Genomic DNA, 17,822 nt, shown 5'->3' on the forward strand with positions numbered 1-17,822 from the left:
CATCCCCTTTTTAGTTACCGCAGGAGGATCAAGCCTGAGGCTTGACCTCTTCCTTGTCGGCTGGCGTCTCTTCTTCCGGCTGCGCTTGCTCTACCGCTTCGCTCACGTTTTGCTCGCGGACGATAGGAGTGGCTTCGGCTTCGGCGACTGGCTCGACCGCAGGAGCGGTTTCGACTGCAGTGGCTTCGGTTTCTGCCAGGGGGCTCGCTTCAGCGGCCGGAGCGGCTTCGACTACCGGAGCAGCCTCTACAGCCGGGGCTGCAGCAGCGGCCTGGGCAGCTTCGCGAGCCAGGCGCTCGGCTTCACGCTGACGACGACGCACTTCACGCGGATCGTTCGGTGCACGGCCAGTGGCATTTGCCGGAACCGGTGCGGCAGCAGGCGCTTGCTCGACCGGCGCCGGAGCAGGCTCCTGGGCGACTTCGACCGTCGGCTCAGCTTGAGTGGCCGGCTCGGCGAGTGGCACTTCAACGGCAGCAGGGGTTGCGACTGCGGCCGGGGCTGCTTCAGCTTGCTTCTCTACGACCGGAGCGGTTTCGATCACTTCGCTTACGCTAGCCTCGGCTTGCGCCTCGACCGCTTGAGCGGCAGGGGTCTCTTCAGCCTGGGCAGTCGGTGCTGCAACGGCCGGGACTTCGCTGATCGGAGCTTCGCTGGCAACGGCTTCGCTGCTGTCGACGCTTTCTGCGACCACGGCGGCAGCAGTCGCTACGGCAGCTGGAGCGGCTGCTTGAGCTTCGTTACCTGCGGCTTCGCTGTTCTCGGCGCTTTCGATCAGGTTGCCATCGGCATCACGCTGACGCTCGCGACGGTTGCTGCGGCGACGCTGACCACGGGAACGGCGACGCGGACGTTCACCGTCGTTGTTGTCCTGCTCGTCATCCTGCAGCTGTTCTTCGTTTGGCAGGGCTTCGTCCTGCAGAGCCTCGGCCTGCTCGGCACGCGGCTGACGCTCTTCGCGCGGCGGGCGTTGACGCTCCTGGCGCTCGCCACGGGGCTGACGCTCGGCGCGCTCTTCGCGTTGCTCGTTACCGGCGGCGTCCAGCGGCTCACGCAGCTCGCGCACGCGCTCTTCACGCGGAGCACGCTCTTCGCGTGGCTTGCGCTCGCGGCGGTTCTCCTGGCCTTCACGCGGCTCGCGCGGGGCACGTTCTTCACGCGGCTGACGCTCTTCACGCGGCTGGCGTTCTTCGCGTGGCTCGCGAGTCTGGCGCTCTTCGCGCGGGGCGCGCTCTTCGCGGGACTTGCGCTCGTCATCGCGGCGACCGCCACGGTTGCGGCTCTGCTGACGACCGTTGCGGCGTTCTTCGCGCGGCGGGCGCTCGCTGCTCTTTTTCTCGGCCACGGCTGGCTGAGCTTCTTCTTCCTTGCCGGCAAACAGGCTGACCAGGGACTTCACCAGGCCTTTGAACAGGCTCGGCTCAGGTGCCTTGGTCGGAGCCAGTGGAGCCGGTTGCGGCTCGGCGGCGACCGGAGCGCTGCTGCGCGGGGCGGCCTTGATCGCGGCTTCCTGGCGAACCAGGGTGCGCGTGGCGGCGGCCGGGTGAGCGGCAGCTTCTTCGTTTTCTGCGGTGGCGGCGATTTCGTAGCTGGTCTGGCCGCTCAGCGCTTCCGGGCTGTCGTCACGCAGGCGCTGCACTTCGAAGTGCGGGGTTTCCAGGTGATCGTTCGGCAGGATCACGATGCGCGCACGGGTGCGCAGTTCGATCTTGGTGATCGAGTTGCGCTTCTCGTTGAGCAGGAAGGCGGCGACCGGGATCGGCACCTGGGCACGAACTTCGGCGGTGCGGTCCTTCAGCGCTTCTTCTTCGATCAGGCGCAGGATGGCCAGCGACAGGGATTCGACGTCGCGGATGATGCCTTGACCGTTGCAGCGCGGGCAGACGATGCCGCTGGTCTCGCCCAGGGACGGACGCAGACGCTGACGGGACATTTCCAGCAGGCCGAAGCGCGAGATGCGACCGACCTGAACGCGGGCACGGTCGGCTTCCAGGGCTTCACGCACCTTCTCTTCGACGGCGCGCTGGTTCTTGGCCGGGGTCATGTCGATGAAGTCGATGACTATCAGGCCGCCGATGTCGCGCAGGCGCAGTTGGCGGGCGATTTCCTCGGCTGCTTCCAGGTTGGTCTGCAGCGCGGTTTCCTCGATGTCGCTGCCCTTGGTGGCACGCGCCGAGTTAATGTCGATGGAAACCAGGGCTTCGGTCGGGTCGATGACGATGGAGCCGCCGGACGGCAGCTTCACTTCACGCTGGAAGGCGGTTTCGATCTGGCTTTCGATCTGGAAGCGGTTGAACAGCGGCACGCTGTCTTCGTACAGCTTGATCTTGCTGGCGTACTGCGGCATCACCTGCTGGATGAAGCTCAGGGCTTCTTCCTGGGCTTCGACGCTGTCGACCAGCACTTCGCCGATGTCCTGGCGCAGGTAGTCGCGGATGGCGCGGATGATGACATTGGATTCTTGGTAGATCAGGAAGGGGGCAGGGCGGCTGGTGGAGGCTTCCTTGATGGCGCTCCACAGTTGCAGCAGGTAATCGAGGTCCCACTGCATTTCTTCGCTGGAGCGACCGAGGCCGGCGGTGCGGACGATCAGGCCCATGTCGGCCGGAGCGTTGAGGCCGTTCAGCGCTTCGCGCAGTTCGTTGCGCTCTTCGCCTTCAATGCGACGGGAGATGCCACCGGCGCGCGGGTTGTTCGGCATCAGCACCAGGTAACGACCGGCCAGGCTGATGAAGGTGGTCAGGGCTGCGCCCTTGTTGCCGCGCTCTTCCTTCTCGACCTGGACGATGACTTCCTGGCCTTCCTTGAGCACGTCCTTGATGTTGACGCGGCCGCCTTCGGGGGCCTTGGAGAAGTATTCGCGGGAGATTTCTTTGAGGGGGAGGAAACCGTGACGTTCGGAGCCGAAGTCGACGAAGGCTGCTTCAAGGCTGGGTTCGACGCGGGTGATGCGGCCTTTGTAGATATTGGCCTTCTTCTGTTCGCGGGCGCCGGACTCGATGTCCAGATCGTAGAGTTTTTGGCCATCTACCAGGGCAACACGCAACTCTTCGGGCTGAGTTGCGTTAATCAGCATTCTTTTCATGTGGTACCAATGGGTTCCGGGGCTGCCGGAAGCCACGTTAGGCACACACGACTCTCAGGGTCGGTGTCAGGCGCGTCAGAAACGGTCGTAAATCGTTCCACTGTCTAGCGACGGCCAGCCATATCAGGCCGCGGTCGCGACGGACGTCTCCTGCTTGCTGTGGTGACAGAAGCACTCAGTCAGGAAGAGGAATCAACTGGCGGTAGCGGACGAGATGAGGCGTCTTTGATCAAGCGATGTGCTACGCAGTCCGACAGTTGTACATCTCCACCCTACACGTATCGCTGAAAATCGGGTGCCGCGCGCGGATTCCGCAGCGGTTGTCATTTACCGCGACCGCCCTGCGGGCGAATCGCGCATCATACTCAAGGCTTTATTTCCGAAGTCTTCGTGGCCTTTTGCGGCCTTTCTAACCTGAAGAATCCGTGGGACGGCCTCACGTCCAAGTAAGGTTTGCGCGGGCAGGGGATGGCAAGTTTGGCGATCATCCGCAAGCCAGGCCGCTTTTGGCGGCGTTCGCGACTATAGCAGCAATGATTAAGTGCTTCAATTCCATAAAAAATTGTTATGATTGCGCGATGACTACTCCTGCCTCTCCAACCTCCGGCGTCCAGCTGATCGAGGTTGCACCGGAACTCGCCGGCCAACGCATCGACAATTTCCTCCGGGCGCAGCTCAAGGGCGTGCCCAAGACTCTGATCTACCGCATCCTGCGCAAGGGCGAAGTGCGTGTCAACAAGGGGCGGATCAAGCCCGAATACAAACTCCAGGCTGGCGATGTGGTGCGTGTGCCGCCGTTGCGCCTTGCTGAGCGCGACGAGCCCGAGCCGCTGGCGCAGGGGCTGCTCGAGCGTCTCGAGGCGGCCATCGTTTACGAGGACAAAGCACTGATCGTGCTGAACAAACCGGCCGGCATCGCCGTGCATGGTGGCAGTGGCTTGAATTACGGGGTGATCGAGGCCTTCCGTCAGCTGCGCCCTGATGCCAAGGATCTGGAGCTTGTTCATCGCCTGGATCGCGATACGTCCGGTCTTCTGATGATCGCCAAGAAGCGCAGCATGTTGCGTCATCTGCATGAGCAGCTGCGAGGCGATGGCGTCGACAAGCGCTACATGGCGCTGGTGCGCGGCCACTGGGCGACAGCCAAGAAGCAGGTCAATGCGCCGCTGCAGAAGAGCAACCTGCGCTCCGGTGAGCGCATGGTCGAGGTCGATGGCGAGGGCAAGGAGGCACTGACGCTGTTCCGCGTGCTGCGCCGCTTCGGTGATTTCGCCACGCTGGTCGAGGCCAAGCCGGTAACCGGTCGCACCCACCAGATTCGTGTGCATGCCAAGCATGCCGGGCACTCCATCGCTGGCGACTCCAAGTACGGTGATGACGACTTCACCCGTGAGATTCGCGAGCTGGGCGGCAAGCGCCTGTTTCTGCATGCCTACGAATTGCATGTGCCGCTGCCTGAAGGTGGGGTGCTGAAGCTCGAGGCGCCAGTGGACGAAGTGTGGGCCAAGACCCTGGAGCGGCTCAGTGCCTGACTATCAACTGCTGATCTTCGACTGGGACGGCACGCTGGTGGATTCCATCGGCCGTATCGTCGAGGCCATGCACCGTGCTGCTGATGTGGTGGGTGTGCCACGCTGCACCGATGTCGCGGTGCGCGGCATTATCGGGCTGGAGCTGGGCGTGGCGATTCGCACGCTCTATCCGGAACTCGATGAATCGTTGCGTATCGAAGCCATCCGTAGCGCCTACAGTGAGCAGTATCTGGCTCTGGAAACCGAGCCGTCGCCGTTGTTCGATGGTGTGAGCGAGTCGCTCGAAGCCTTTCGCGAGCAGGGTTATCAATTGGCTGTCGCGACTGGCAAGGGGCGCAAGGGGCTGCATCGGGTGCTGGCCGACAAGGGTTGGCTGGATTATTTCGATATCACCCGTTGCGCTGACGAGACGGCGAGCAAGCCCGATCCGCTGATGCTGCACGAGATTCTTGCGCATTGCCGGGTGCAGCCTGAGCACGCGCTGATGGTCGGAGATTCGACCTTCGATCTCTTGATGGCGCGCAATGCGGGGATGGACGCGGTTGCGGTGGGTTTTGGTGCGCAGCCGCTGTCACTGTTGCGTGACTGTTCGCCGCGCCTGGCGATCAACGAATTCAATGAGCTGCGTACATGGCTGGATGGCCATCGCGCGCAGCGTTCTGCAGAGGTGAGTGAGCATGTCGGATGAGTGGAAGTCATCGTCTTCTTCGGGCGAGGATGCCAAGAGCTGGAAGCTGCTGGAAAAAGCCCTGCTGTCCAGTGTTCAGGAGCAGCGCCGCTCGCGTCGCTGGGGCATTTTTTTCAAGCTGCTGACCTTTATCTATCTGTTCGGTGCATTGGCACTGGTGTTGCCGGCGCTTGATCTGAAATCGGCCTCGACCACCACCGCCCATACGGCGCTGATCGAAATTCGCGGCATGATCGCTGATCGCGAGGAGGCCAGTGCCGACAAGGTCGTGGGTAGCCTGCGTGCGGCTTTCGAAGATGCCAATACTAAGGGCGTGATCCTGCGCATCAACAGCCCGGGCGGTAGTCCGGTGCAGTCCGGCTATATCTATGACGAGATTCGCCGCCTGCGCGGCGAGCACCCGCAGACCAAGGTCTATGCGGTGATCAGTGACCTCGGTGCTTCCGGGGCTTACTACATCGCCAGTGCGGCCGATGAGATCTATGCCGACAAGGCCAGCTTGGTCGGTTCCATTGGTGTTACTGCGGCCAGTTTCGGCTTCGTCGAGACCATGGAGAAGCTGGGTGTCGAGCGTCGCGTCTACACCTCGGGTGAGCACAAGGCATTCCTCGATCCGTTCCAGCCGCAGAAGGAAGAGGAAACCCGCTTCTGGAAAACCGTGCTCGATACCACTCATCGTCAGTTCATCGACAGTGTGAAGAAGGGGCGTGGTGATCGTCTCAAGGTAGACGAGCATCCCGAGTTGTTCTCGGGGTTGGTCTGGTCTGGCGAGCAGGCGCTGCAGCTTGGATTGGTCGACGCGCTGGGCAGTGCCAGCTACGTGGCGCGTGAAGTGATCGGCGAGAAGGAAATGGTCGATTTCACCCAGCGTGACACGCCGTTCGACCGCTTCGCCAAACGTCTGGGCACCAGCGTGGCCGATCGCATTGCGTTGTGGATGGGCTTCCAGGGGCCGACGCTGCGCTGATTCTGTAGGAGCGAATTTATTCACGAATAAAATCGCTCCTGGCAGATATTGGCGGGTTGCACCCGCCCTACGGAATCTCCACGCCTTCGTTCAGCAGCATATTCACCAGGCGGATCAGTGGCAGGCCGATCAGGCTGGTGGAATCTTCCCCTTCGGTGCTGCGGAACAGGGTGATGCCCAGACCTTCTGACTTGAAACTGCCAGCGCAATCGAATGGCTGCTCGCGCTGCAGGTAGCGCAGGATCTGCTCGTCGCTCATTGAGCGGAAATGTACGGTAAAAGGCACGCAGTCGACCTGGCACTCGCCGCTGCTGGCGTTGAGTAATGCCAGGCCGGTCAGGAAGGTGACACTGCTGCCGCTGGCGGCGCGCAGTTGCTGCTGGGCTCTTGGCAGGTCGTGGGGTTTACCGAGTATTTCGCCGCTGCCGAGCACGGCGACCTGGTCCGAGCCGATGATCAAATGGTCTGGGTGGCTATCGGCGAGAGCGCGGGCCTTTTCTTCGGCCAGGCGTTTGACCAGATCGATGGCCGCTTCGTCCTTTCGTCGGCTTTCATCAATGCTAGGCGACTGCCAGCTAAAGGGCAGTTGCAGGCGTTCGAGCAGCTCGCGGCGATAGGGTGAGCTGGAGGCGAGCAGCAGCGCGGGCATGTTCTCTTCCTTTATATAGGTGGGTGGGAAATTCTACTGATCCGCTACTTGTGGGTGCCTCTAAAAACGTAGGCGAGGCAGTCGGCGCAAGGCAAAAAGCAGGCGAAAAAGCGCAGTTTACGCGCTGTAAATGAGCATTTTGAGCCTGTTTTTAACGCCGCGATAACAACGCAGGTAGTTTTTAGAGGTGCCCCTGAAGACAGGCCGAATTTCCTTTGACATGGGCAGGGCGCATCCCTAGAATGCTGCGCCTATGTTGAATGGGCCGATTCCACCTCACGTTGATCCGCGCAAGCTCGCCGACCGCGAAGCTACCCTCGAAGGGCAGCTCGAGCTGGCCAGCCTGCCGCGTCTCTGCGACCCGCTTGCCGATACGGCGGGCACGGTGCAGGCGAAATTTCATTTCGCGCGTGACGAGCAGAAAACTGTGGTGATCCGCAGTGAGCTCGAGGTTGAGGTCAAAATGGTCTGCCAGCGTTGTCTGGAGCTGGTCGCGCTACCCATCCGCAGCGAATGTGAATACGCGGTGGTTCGGGTTGGAGCGAACACTCAGTCCTTGCCGAAGGGCTACGACGTGCTGGAAGTGGGTGAAGAGCCGCTGGAACTGCTTGGTCTGGTCGAGGATGAATTGCTTCTCGCCCTGCCGATCGTTCCTGCTCATGCCCCAGGTGATTGCCAGCAGCCGGACGGTCTCGATGAGCCCGAGCCGGGCGAGGACGAGGTATCGCGGTCCAACCCGTTCAGTGTATTGGCGCAGTTAAAGCGTGACCCAAACGTTTAGGAGTTAATGAGTTATGGCTGTTCAGCAGAACAAAAAATCCCGTTCCGCCCGCGACATGCGTCGTTCGCACGACGCTCTCGAGGCCAGCACCCTGTCCGTAGAGAAGAGCACCGGTGAAGTTCACCTGCGCCACCACGTTTCTCCGGAAGGCGTGTACCGCGGTCGCAAAGTGATCGACAAGGGCGCTGACGAGTAATCCTTGTCCGCCTCGATCATCGCGATTGATGCAATGGGTGGGGACTTCGGTCCCCACTGCATTGTTCCGGCCTGCATTTCTGCGCTGGCCGAATTCCCCTCGCTGCACCTGGCCCTCGTCGGCCAAGCTCCCCTCATCGAAGAACAGCTCGCTCGCCAGTCCGGCGTCGATCGCTCGCGCCTGCAGGTTCATCACGCCAGTGAAGTGATCGCCATGGACGAGCGTCCGGCCCAGGCCTTGCGCGGCAAGCCGGATGCCTCAATGCGTGTGGCGCTTGAGCTGGTGCGCCAGCGTCAGGCACATGCCTGCGTCAGTGCCGGCAATACCGGTGCGCTGATGGCGTTGTCGCGTTATGTGCTCAAGACCCTGCCGGGGATTGATCGACCGGCGATGGTCAGCCCGATTCCGACCGAGCGTAGTCACTGCTACCTGCTGGATCTGGGTGCCAACGTCGACTGCAGTGCCGAGCACCTTTACCAGTTCGCGATTATGGGCGCCGTTGCCGCGGAAACGCTGGGCATCAATCGACCTCGGGTCGCCTTGCTCAATGTCGGTACCGAGGACATCAAGGGCAATCAGCAGGTCAAGCTGGCGGCCAGTCTGTTGCAGCAGGCGAGCGGGCTGAATTTCATCGGCTATATAGAAGGCGACGGGGTGTACCGTGGCGAAGCCGACGTGGTGGTGTGCGACGGCTTCGTCGGCAACATCCTGCTCAAGTCCAGCGAAGGTCTGGCGAAGATGATCACCGGGCGGGTCGAGACGCTGTTCAATGATGGCCTGTTCGCTCAGGCCATCGGTGCGTTGGCGATGCCTTTGTTGCGCCGTCTCAAGGCCGACCTGGCGCCGGCCCGGCATAACGGCGCGAGCTTTCTCGGGCTGCAGGGCATCGTGGTCAAGAGTCACGGCGCGGCGGGGCTGGAGAGCTTTCAGAGCGCGATCCGCTGTGCGCTGCGTGAGGTGCAGGAAAATTTGCCGCAGCGACTGCATGGTCGACTTGAGAACTTGTTGCTGTAGACTCGTCGCGTTTTCAGGGCGCCTCTAAAAACTACCTGCGTTGCCATCGCGGCGTTAAAAACAGGCTCAAAATGCTCATTTACAGCGCGTAAACTGCGCTTTTTCGCCTGTTTTTTGCCTTGCGCTGGCAGCCTCGCCTACGTTTTTAGAGGCGCCCTTCAGGGTATGGGCTGCGGCGGAATGTGACCGCGGCACGCAGCCTGTCATCCAACTGTCAGTTTGCTGCGCCAGGCTCGCCTGGCGCTGGTTTTTCGACTCAAGGGACTTATTCATGTCTGCATCCCTCGCATTCGTCTTTCCCGGTCAGGGTTCGCAAGCCCTGGCCATGCTCGCCGATCACGGTGCCCAGCAGAAGCTGGTGCTCGATACCTTCGGTGAAGCCTCTGAAGCACTCGGCTACGACCTCTGGGCACTGACCCAGCAAGGCCCGGAAGAGCAACTGAACCAGACCGACAAGACTCAGCCGGCCATCCTCACCGCTTCCATCGCCCTATGGCGCCTGTGGCAGGCCGAGGGCGGCGCCAAGCCGGCGTTCGTCGCCGGCCACAGCCTGGGTGAGTACTCCGCTTTGGTCGCTGCTGGCAGTATCGGCTTTGCTGACGCCGTGAAGCTGGTGGAGCGTCGTGGTCAGCTGATGCAGCAAGCTGTCCCGGCCGGGCAGGGCGGTATGGCCGCTATCCTCGGCCTTGAAGATGCCGACGTGCTGGCCGCCTGCGCCGAAGCGGCGCAAGGTGATGTGGTCAGTGCAGTGAACTTCAATGCCCCCGGCCAGGTGGTGATCGCTGGTAGCGCCGCTGCCGTCGAGCGTGCCATCGAGGCGTGCAAGGCCCGTGGTGCCAAGCGCGCCATGGCGCTGCCGGTCAGCGTGCCGTCGCACTGCGCGCTGATGAAGCCGGCCGCCGAGCGTTTCGCCGAATCGGTCGAGGCGCTGAACTGGCAGGCGCCGCAAATCCCGCTGGTACAGAATGTCAGTGCGGCCGTGGTATCCGACCTGGCCACCCTGAAGGCCGACCTGTTGGCGCAGCTATACAGCCCGGTTCGCTGGGTAGAGTCGATGGTGCGTCTGTCCGAGCAGGGCGTGACCGATCTGGTCGAGTGCGGCCCGGGCAAGGTGCTCAGCGGCCTGAACAAGCGCTGCGTCAAAGGCATCAACACTTACAACCTGGATACCCCCGATGCTTTCGCCGCTGCTCGTGCTGCGTTGGCTTGAGAAAGGAGAACGAACATGAGTCTGCAAGGTAAGGTCGCGCTGGTCACTGGCGCCAGCCGTGGTATCGGCCAGGCAATCGCCCTGGAGCTGGGCCGTCAGGGCGCCATCGTCATCGGCACTGCCACTTCGGCATCCGGCGCCGAGCGCATCGCTGCCACGCTGAAAGAACACGGCATCAACGGTACCGGTATGGAGCTGAACGTGACCAGTGCCGAGTCCGTCGAGGCCGTGCTGGGCGCCATCGCCGAGCAGTTCGGTGCGCCGGCGATTCTGGTCAACAACGCCGGTATCACCCGCGACAACCTGATGCTGCGCATGAAAGACGACGAGTGGTTCGACGTCATCGACACCAACCTGAACAGCCTCTATCGCCTGTCCAAGGGCGTGCTGCGCGGCATGACCAAGGCGCGCTTCGGCCGGATCATCAACATTGGTTCCGTGGTGGGCGCCATGGGCAACGCCGGACAGGCCAACTACGCTGCCGCCAAGGCCGGTCTGGAAGGTTTCAGCCGCGCCCTGGCGCGTGAAGTCGGTTCGCGCGGCATTACCGTCAACTCGGTCGCTCCCGGTTTCATCGATACCGACATGACCCGCGAGCTGCCGGAAGCGCAGCGCGACGCGCTGCTGACGCAGATTCCACTGGGCCGTCTGGGTCAGGCCGAAGAGATCGCCAAGGTCGTCGGTTTCCTGGCTTCCGATGGCGCAGGTTACGTCACTGGGGCTACTATTCCGGTGAACGGCGGGATGTACATGAGCTAAAAAGGGCGCCTCCGAATGTCCGGAGGCTCTCGAATGTGACGCGAGCCATCAGAAAACTGTCATAGTGGCTGTCTAAAATCCGTTATAAAGCTGCAACAGGTTTATAGACAGATCGTTGAAGTGTTCCTGGGGGCTCCCCGGCATTCAGCTTGAAATGCTAAAAACCCTTTCTATACACTTGGCCGCTACCAGCTGCCTGGATTTGTCCAATAGGAGTGAAAACAAGGTATGAGCACCATCGAAGAACGCGTCAAGAAAATCGTTGCTGAGCAACTTGGCGTCAAGGAAGAGGAAGTAACCAACAGCGCTTCCTTCGTTGAAGACCTGGGTGCCGACTCTCTTGACACCGTTGAGCTGGTGATGGCTCTCGAGGAAGAATTCGAGACCGAGATCCCGGACGAGCAAGCTGAGAAGATCACCACCGTTCAGGAAGCCATCGACTACGTGACTGCCCACGCGCAATAAGTCACAGTCAGCTTTCTGACCGAGAAAAGCCGCACTGCCCTAATCAGGCGTGCGGCTTTTCTTTAGGCTATGTCGAAGCTACCTTTATGCCCTGATCCGGCTTCTGTTGGAGCGAATTTATTCGCGATTTCGCGGTTAAATCCTCTCCTGCAAAAGCGGCATGACGTGGACATGGCCTTTATTTACGTGCAAGGCGCATGTGGCGCCTGAGTAGAACAAGAGGAGATTGCTGTGTCGCGTAGACGCGTCGTGGTTACCGGTATGGGCATGCTGTCGCCGCTGGGTAACGATGTGCCGAGCAGCTGGCAGGGCATATTGGCCGGGCGCAGTGGCATCGGTCTGATCGAGCATATGGACCTGTCGGCCTACTCCACCCGTTTTGGCGGGTCGCTCAAGGGCTTCAACGTCGAGGAGTACCTGTCCGCCAAGGAGGCGCGCAAGCTCGACCTGTTCATCCAGTACGGTCTCGCTGCCTGCTTCCAGGCCGTGCGTGATTCCGGGCTGGAAATCACCGACGCCAATCGTGAGCGTATCGGTGTGGCCATGGGCTCCGGTATTGGCGGCCTGACCAATATCGAGAACAACTGCAAATCGCTGCACGAGCAGGGGCCGCGGCGCATTTCGCCGTTCTTCGTCCCGGGCTCGATCATCAACATGATTTCCGGCTTCCTGTCGATCCACCTGGGGCTGCAGGGGCCGAACTACGCCATCGCCACGGCGTGCACCACCGGCACCCATTGTATCGGCATGGCCGCGCGCAATATCGCCTATGGCGAAGCTGACGTCATGGTAGCCGGCGGCGCCGAGATGGCAGCCTGCGGCCTGGGCATGGGCGGCTTCGGCGCGGCGCGCGCGCTGTCGACGCGCAACGACGAGCCGACCAAGGCCAGCCGTCCGTGGGACAAGGGCCGTGACGGTTTCGTCCTGTCCGACGGCTCCGGCGCCCTGGTGCTGGAAGAGCTGGAACACGCCAAGGCGCGTGGCGCCACCATCTATGCCGAGCTGATCGGCTTCGGCATGAGCGGCGACGCCTTCCACATGACTTCGCCGCCCGAGGATGGCGCCGGTGCGGCGCGCTGCATGGCGGCAGCTCTGCGTGATGCCGGCATCAACGCCGACCAGGTGCAGTACATCAACGCGCACGGCACTTCGACCCCGGCTGGCGACATCGCCGAAGCCGCGGCGGTGAAGAACGTGTTCGGCGATCACGCCTACAAGCTGGCGGTCAGTTCGACCAAGTCCATGACCGGTCACCTGCTCGGCGCTGCGGGCGCGGTCGAGGCGATCTTCAGCGTGTTGGCGATTCGCGACCAGGTCGCGCCGCCGACCATCAACCTGGACGAGCCGGACGAAGGCTGCGACCTGGACTTCGTCGCGCACCAGGCCAAGGCCATGCCAATCGAGATCGCCCTGTCGAACTCCTTCGGCTTCGGCGGCACCAACGGCTCGCTGCTGTTCCGCCGGTACCACGGCTGATGCAGGGCTGGGTCAACGGCGCGCCCGGCGAGCAGTTGTCGGTTCGCGACCGTGGCCTGGCTTACGGCGATGGTCTGTTCGAGACCATCGCCGTGCGTGGCGGGCGTATCCCGTTGCTGGCGCGGCATATGGCGCGCCTGGCCGATGGCTGTCGGCGTCTGTCCATTCCTCTCGATCTGCCGCAGATGGAAAGCGAGTTGCAGGCCTTTGCCGGGCAACTGGGCGATGGTGTTGCTAAGCTCGTCGTCACCCGTGGCGAGGGGCAGCGCGGTTATGCGCCGCCACAACCCTGTCAGCCGCTGCGCATCCTGCAGGCGGCGCCGCTGCCGCAGTATCCCGCTGTGCATGCCGAGCAGGGCGTGCGTCTGTTTCCCTGCGAGACGCGTCTGGCCGAGCAACCCTTGCTGGCCGGTCTCAAACATCTCAATCGCCTGGAGCAGGTGCTGGCGCGTGCCGAATGGCAGGACGCCGAGTGCGCCGAGGGTCTGATGCGCGACAGCCATGGCCGGGTCATCGAAGGCGTTTACAGCAACCTGTTTCTGGTCATCGAAGGCGGGCTGGTGACGGCCGATCTGTCGCGCTGCGGCGTGGCCGGGGTGATGCGCGCAGAGCTCCTGCAGCAGGCGCAAATGCTCGGACTGGCCATCGAGTTACGCGATATTTCCTTCGAAGAACTGCTGAGTGCCGATGAAGTCTTTCTCTGCAACAGCCTTTACGGCATCTGGCCTGTACGGGCGCTGCAAGAGCGACACTGGTCGGTCGGGCCGCTCACCCGTAAACTGCAGGCCATCGTCTGCGACCTACTGAGTAAATAACTGGTGCTACGCAAGATCTTGGTGCTGCTGGAGTGCGGCGTGTTGCTGGCTGCGCTGCTGGTTGTCGGTGCCGCCTGGCAGCAGCACAGAGCGCTGGAACAGCCTCTGCATCTGACTGAAGAAATGCTCCTGGAGGTGCCATCCGGCGCCACCCCGAGCGGCCTGCTCAACCGTCTGGAAGCCGAGGGTGTGATCGACAACGCGCTCTGGCTGCGCCTTTACTGGCGTTTCAATCTGCGTGCTCCGGCCATGCACAGCGGCGAATACCGCCTGCTGCCCGAGCACAGCGCGCGGGACATGCTCGGCCTGTGGCAGCGCGGCGAAGTGGTGCAGTACAGCCTGACCCTGGTTGAAGGCTGGAACTTCCGCCAGGTGCGTGCCGCCCTGGGGCGTCAGGAGCGCCTGGAGCAGCGCCTGGCCGATCTTAGCGATGCCCAGTTGATGGAGCGTCTGGGCCTGGCCGGGCAGAACCCCGAAGGGCGCTTCTTTCCCGATACCTATCGCTACGTGCGCGGCATGAGCGACGAAGACCTGCTCAAGCAGGCCAATGCACGCCTTGAAGCCGTGCTGGCCGAAGAGTGGCAGAAGCGTGCCGAGGGTTTGCCCTACCGCGAGCCCTATGACGCGCTGATCATGGCCTCGATGATCGAGAAGGAAACCGGTGTGCCCGAAGAGCGCGGCGAGATCGCCGGCGTGTTCGTCCGTCGGTTGCGCATGGGCATGCGTCTGCAGACCGACCCTACGGTGATCTACGGCATGGGCGAGCGCTATAACGGTCGTATCACCCGTGCAGACCTGCGCACTCCTACCCCCTATAACACCTACACCATCGACGGCATGCCGCCGACGCCGATCGCCATGGTCGGCCGCGAGGCGATCAATGCCGCGCTCAACCCGCTCGATGGCACCACCTTGTATTTCGTCGCGCGAGGCGACGGCAGCCACGTGTTCTCCAACACCCTGGCCGAGCACAATCGCGCCGTGCGCGAATACCAGCTCAAGCGTCGCGCCGACTATCGCTCCAGCCCCGCGCCCCGCGCGGCGGCCGAAACTGAATAAGGGCAATCCGTGACCGGTCTGTTTATTACCCTGGAAGGCCCGGAAGGCGCTGGCAAAAGCACCAATCGCGAGTATCTGGCCGAGCGCCTGCGCGAGCGGGGCATCGACGTACTGTTGACCCGCGAACCCGGCGGCACGCCGCTTGCCGAGCGGATTCGCGAGCTGCTGCTGGAACCCAGCGACGAACCGATGGCGGCCGATACCGAGCTGCTGCTGGTATTCGCTGCCCGTGCCCAGCACCTGCAACAGGTCATTCGCCCGGCCTTGGCCAGGGGCAGCGTGGTGCTGTGCGACCGCTTCACCGACGCCACCTATGCCTATCAGGGTGGCGGGCGCGGACTGTCGATCGAGCGCATTGCGCAGCTGGAGCAGTTCGTCCAGGCCGAGCTGCGCCCCGACCTGACGCTGATTTTCGATCTGCCGGTTGAGATCGGTCTGGCGCGCGCCGCGGCTCGCGGGCGTCTGGATCGCTTCGAGCAGGAAGGCCGTGGTTTCTTCGAGGCCGTACGCCAGGCCTACCTGCAGCGCGCCGCGCAGGCGCCGCAGCGCTATCGCGTGCTGGACGCCGGACAGGCCCTGGCGCAGGTGCAGGCCGATATCGACGCCTTGCTGCCGAGCCTGTTGGAGGCCTGCCGTGGCTGAGGTCTATCCCTGGCAACAAACGCTCTGGCAGCAACTGGCCGGCCGCAGCCAGCATGCCCATGCTTACCTGCTGCATGGCCCGGCCGGGATCGGTAAGCGCGCGCTGGCCGAGCGCCTGATGGCGTATCTTCTCTGCCAGAGCCCGAGCGGCCTGGACGCCTGCGGCAGCTGCAAATCCTGTCACTTGCTGGCCGCCGGTACCCATCCGGACAATTTCGTCCTCGAACCCGAGGAGGTAGAAAAGCCGATCAAGGTCGATCAGGTGCGTGAGCTGGTCGATTTCGTGGTGCAGACCGCTCAGCTCGGTGGACGCAAGGTGGTGCTGCTGGAGCCGGCCGAGGCGATGAATCTCAATGCCGCCAACGCGCTGCTGAAAAGTCTGGAGGAGCCGTCTGGCAATACCGTGCTGCTGCTTATCAGCCACCAGCCCAGCCGCCTGTTGCCGACCATCAAGAGCCGCTGCGTGCAGCAGGCCTGCCCATTGCCGAACGAGGCGATGAGCCTGGCCTGGCTGGCCCAGGCGCTGCCTGAGCTGGGAGACGATGAGCGCCGCGATCTGCTGACACTCGCGGCGGGTTCGCCACTGGCGGCCGTGCGCCTGCAGGCGCAAGGTGTGCGCGAGCAGCGTGCGCAGGCCGTGGAGGGGGTGAAGAAGCTGCTCAAGCAGCAGGTTTCGCCGAGCCAGTTGGCGGAAAGCTGGAACGCACTGCCGCTGAATCTGCTGTTCGACTGGTTCTGCGATTGGGCGCAGCTGATTCTGCGTTATCAGCTGACCAGGGACGAGGAGGGCCTGGGCCAGGCCGATATGCGCAAGGTAGTGCAGTATCTGGCAGACAAAACGCCGCAGGCCAAGGTGCTGGCAATTCAGGAATGGCTGCTTGGCCAAAGGCAGAAGGTGATCGGCAAGGCCAACCTCAACCGTGTGCTGCTGCTGGAAACCTTGCTGGGGCAATGGGTTGCTCTGCCTGCGCAGCAGCGCAGCTGAACCTCGGCTGACCGGATTCGGCAGGGCGTCACATTCTGCTGGCTGCGCGCCACCCGGTGGTTTGCGCCGGAGTATGAACAGGCCCTAGAATCAAGCATTAAGCAATAAACGCCAGGAATGTGCTGATGAGCCTGCCACCCAATCTGGGGCCCCGTAACGGAATTCTGTCCCTGACCATCAAGGACAAGTCCGTGCTGTACGCGGCCTACATGCCTTTCATCAAGAACGGCGGGCTGTTCATTCCCACCAACAAGAGCTACAAGCTCGGCGACGAAGTGTTCATGCTGCTCAACCTGATGGACGAGCCGGAGAAGATTCCGGTAGCCGGCAAGGTAGTGTGGATCACCCCAAAGGGTGCCCAGGGCAACCGCGCCGCCGGTGTTGGCGTGCAGTTCAACGACGGTGACAACACCGCGCGCAACAAGATCGAGACCTATCTGGCCGGCGCGCTGAAATCCGACCGCCCGACCCATACGATGTAACTTTTTGGCCGCGAACTCCAATCGTCGCGGCTAAAGCCCCTCCCACGACCAGGCACCTGCCGCTTTCGATTACAATTCGGGCTTTCCTTTTGCCCGAGTTCTCCCGCTGTGCTGATCGACTCCCATTGCCACCTTGATCGTCTCGACCTCGCTGCCCATGGCGGTTCGCTGGATGCTGCCTTGGAGGCAGCGCGTACCGCTAGCGTTGGCCACTTCCTGTGCATCGGCGTAAGCGCTGACAACGCTGCTACGGTCAAGGGCCTGGCTGAGCGCTACGCCGATGTCGACTGCTCGGTGGGCGTGCATCCGCTGGATCTCGAGCCTGGCGCGGAGCCGGCGCTGGACTGGTTACTGGGGGAGCTGGCGCATCCTAAGGTGGTCGCCATTGGTGAAACCGGCCTGGATTACCACTACGAGCCGGAGTCTGCTGCGCTGCAGCAGGCGTCCTTCCGCCTGCATCTGGAAGCGGCACGCATCACCGGCAAGCCGGTGATCGTGCATACCCGCGAGGCTCGCGCCGATACCCTGGCGCTGCTGCGCGAGGCGGCGCTACCGCAAGCCGGTGTGCTGCATTGCTTCACGGAAGATTGGGAGATGGCCAAGGCGGCGCTGGATATCGGTTTTTATATCTCACTGTCGGGCATCGTCACCTTCCGCAACGCCGAGGCGCTGCGCGAGGTTGCCCGCCAAGTGCCGGCCGACCGCCTGCTGGTGGAAACCGACTCGCCTTACCTGGCGCCCGTGCCGCATCGCGGCAAGCCCAACCTGCCGCAATACGTCCGCGAAGTGGCCGAGTACCTGGCGGTACTGCGCGGCGTCAGTTACGAGGCGCTGGCCGAGCAGACCTCGAGCAACTTCAAGCGCCTGTTCCCGTTGGCCAGCGTCGCCTGAATCCGGGTTACGGTTCGCGCTTCTGGTCGTAGGCCAGGCAAAAAAAACCCGGATTCTGGGGGATGAATCCGGGTCAAGACCATTAGGAGTAAATCAAGGTACGCGGTCCACGGTACCTTGGCTGGC

At 62.6% G+C, this 17,822-nt stretch carries 19 protein-coding genes; 16 read left to right on the top strand and 3 right to left on the bottom strand.

Features of this window, described 5'->3' with window-relative positions; genetic code table 11:
• Positions 1-28 precede the first annotated feature (28 nt).
• A complete protein-coding gene (gene rne, locus P3C50_RS01345; protein ID WP_275544600.1) occupies positions 29-3,085 on the bottom strand; it encodes a ribonuclease E in 3,057 nt (1,018 codons plus the stop codon).
• A 578-nt stretch (positions 3,086-3,663) separates the two neighbouring features.
• Between rne and rluC the strand changes: the two genes are divergently transcribed.
• Genes rluC through sppA form a run of 3 tightly spaced genes read left to right on the top strand, consistent with a single transcriptional unit; the run spans position 3,664 to position 6,272 of the window.
• Positions 3,664-4,617 (top strand): 23S rRNA pseudouridine(955/2504/2580) synthase RluC, encoded by a 954-nt coding sequence (rluC, locus tag P3C50_RS01350; RefSeq protein ID WP_275544601.1) that lies wholly within the window; start codon positions 3,664-3,666, stop codon positions 4,615-4,617.
• The gene (locus tag P3C50_RS01355; RefSeq protein WP_197855917.1) at positions 4,610-5,305 is read left to right on the top strand and encodes an HAD-IA family hydrolase; all 696 of its coding nucleotides are present in this window, start codon (positions 4,610-4,612) and stop codon (positions 5,303-5,305) included. The genes rluC and P3C50_RS01355 overlap by 8 nt, the downstream gene beginning before the upstream one ends.
• Complete coding sequence (gene sppA, locus P3C50_RS01360) at positions 5,295-6,272, top strand: signal peptide peptidase SppA (protein WP_275544602.1); 978 nt, start codon at positions 5,295-5,297, stop codon at positions 6,270-6,272. The genes P3C50_RS01355 and sppA overlap by 11 nt, the downstream gene beginning before the upstream one ends.
• Before the next feature lie 67 nt (positions 6,273-6,339).
• Here the strand turns inward: sppA and P3C50_RS01365 are convergent, their stop codons facing one another.
• Positions 6,340-6,921 carry a Maf family protein gene (locus tag P3C50_RS01365; protein WP_275544603.1) on the bottom strand — a complete coding sequence of 194 codons (582 nt, stop codon included), beginning with the start codon at positions 6,919-6,921 and terminating at the stop codon, positions 6,340-6,342.
• 253 nt (positions 6,922-7,174) lie between these two features.
• On the opposite strand from P3C50_RS01365, the gene P3C50_RS01370 reads away from it, so the two are divergent.
• The 3 genes from P3C50_RS01370 to plsX are packed head-to-tail and all read left to right on the top strand — an operon-like array spanning position 7,175 to position 8,912.
• Positions 7,175-7,702, top strand: a complete 528-nt coding sequence (locus tag P3C50_RS01370; RefSeq protein WP_013714813.1) for a YceD family protein — start codon at positions 7,175-7,177, stop codon at positions 7,700-7,702.
• Positions 7,703-7,715: 13 nt separating this feature from the next.
• The gene (gene rpmF / locus P3C50_RS01375) at positions 7,716-7,898 is read left to right on the top strand and encodes a 50S ribosomal protein L32 (RefSeq protein ID WP_003245185.1); all 183 of its coding nucleotides are present in this window, start codon (positions 7,716-7,718) and stop codon (positions 7,896-7,898) included.
• A gap of 3 nt (positions 7,899-7,901) precedes the next feature.
• Positions 7,902-8,912: a phosphate acyltransferase PlsX gene (plsX, locus tag P3C50_RS01380; RefSeq protein WP_275544604.1), complete on the top strand. Its 1,011-nt coding sequence runs from the start codon at positions 7,902-7,904 to the stop codon at positions 8,910-8,912.
• A 75-nt stretch (positions 8,913-8,987) separates the two neighbouring features.
• Here the strand turns inward: plsX and P3C50_RS01385 are convergent, their stop codons facing one another.
• Positions 8,988-9,185, bottom strand: a complete 198-nt coding sequence (locus P3C50_RS01385) for a hypothetical protein (RefSeq protein ID WP_275544605.1) — start codon at positions 9,183-9,185, stop codon at positions 8,988-8,990.
• Here P3C50_RS01385 and fabD point away from each other — a divergent pair.
• From fabD to P3C50_RS01435, 10 genes are all read left to right on the top strand, one after another.
• Positions 9,184-10,122 carry an ACP S-malonyltransferase gene (gene fabD / locus P3C50_RS01390; RefSeq protein WP_275544606.1) on the top strand — a complete coding sequence of 313 codons (939 nt, stop codon included), beginning with the start codon at positions 9,184-9,186 and terminating at the stop codon, positions 10,120-10,122. The two genes, P3C50_RS01385 and fabD, sit on opposite strands and share 2 nt — an antisense overlap.
• Before the next feature lie 15 nt (positions 10,123-10,137).
• The gene (fabG, locus tag P3C50_RS01395; RefSeq protein WP_197855912.1) at positions 10,138-10,881 is read left to right on the top strand and encodes a 3-oxoacyl-ACP reductase FabG; all 744 of its coding nucleotides are present in this window, start codon (positions 10,138-10,140) and stop codon (positions 10,879-10,881) included.
• A 228-nt stretch (positions 10,882-11,109) separates the two neighbouring features.
• Complete coding sequence (gene acpP / locus P3C50_RS01400) at positions 11,110-11,346, top strand: acyl carrier protein (protein WP_003245177.1); 237 nt, start codon at positions 11,110-11,112, stop codon at positions 11,344-11,346.
• Between the two features lie 231 nt (positions 11,347-11,577).
• Positions 11,578-12,822, top strand: coding sequence for a beta-ketoacyl-ACP synthase II (fabF, locus tag P3C50_RS01405; protein ID WP_197855911.1), 1,245 nt, complete (start codon positions 11,578-11,580; stop codon positions 12,820-12,822).
• Positions 12,822-13,637 carry an aminodeoxychorismate lyase gene (pabC, locus tag P3C50_RS01410; protein ID WP_275544607.1) on the top strand — a complete coding sequence of 272 codons (816 nt, stop codon included), beginning with the start codon at positions 12,822-12,824 and terminating at the stop codon, positions 13,635-13,637. The genes fabF and pabC overlap by 1 nt, the downstream gene beginning before the upstream one ends.
• A gap of 3 nt (positions 13,638-13,640) precedes the next feature.
• The gene (gene mltG / locus P3C50_RS01415) at positions 13,641-14,696 is read left to right on the top strand and encodes an endolytic transglycosylase MltG (RefSeq protein WP_275544608.1); all 1,056 of its coding nucleotides are present in this window, start codon (positions 13,641-13,643) and stop codon (positions 14,694-14,696) included.
• 9 nt (positions 14,697-14,705) lie between these two features.
• The gene (tmk, locus tag P3C50_RS01420; RefSeq protein ID WP_275544609.1) at positions 14,706-15,338 is read left to right on the top strand and encodes a dTMP kinase; all 633 of its coding nucleotides are present in this window, start codon (positions 14,706-14,708) and stop codon (positions 15,336-15,338) included.
• Positions 15,331-16,323, top strand: coding sequence for a DNA polymerase III subunit delta' (locus tag P3C50_RS01425; RefSeq protein ID WP_275544610.1), 993 nt, complete (start codon positions 15,331-15,333; stop codon positions 16,321-16,323). Before tmk ends, P3C50_RS01425 begins: the two co-directional genes overlap by 8 nt.
• Positions 16,324-16,448: 125 nt before the next feature.
• Positions 16,449-16,805: a PilZ domain-containing protein gene (locus tag P3C50_RS01430; RefSeq protein ID WP_003245164.1), complete on the top strand. Its 357-nt coding sequence runs from the start codon at positions 16,449-16,451 to the stop codon at positions 16,803-16,805.
• 108 nt (positions 16,806-16,913) lie between these two features.
• On the top strand, positions 16,914-17,696 hold the full coding sequence (locus tag P3C50_RS01435; protein ID WP_275544611.1) for a TatD family hydrolase: 783 nt from the start codon (positions 16,914-16,916) through the stop codon (positions 17,694-17,696).
• Positions 17,697-17,822 lie beyond the last annotated feature (126 nt).

It is taken from the genome of Pseudomonas sp. Marseille-Q0931 (assembly GCF_940789645.1).
Classification (GTDB): Bacteria; Pseudomonadota; Gammaproteobacteria; order Pseudomonadales; family Pseudomonadaceae; genus Aquipseudomonas.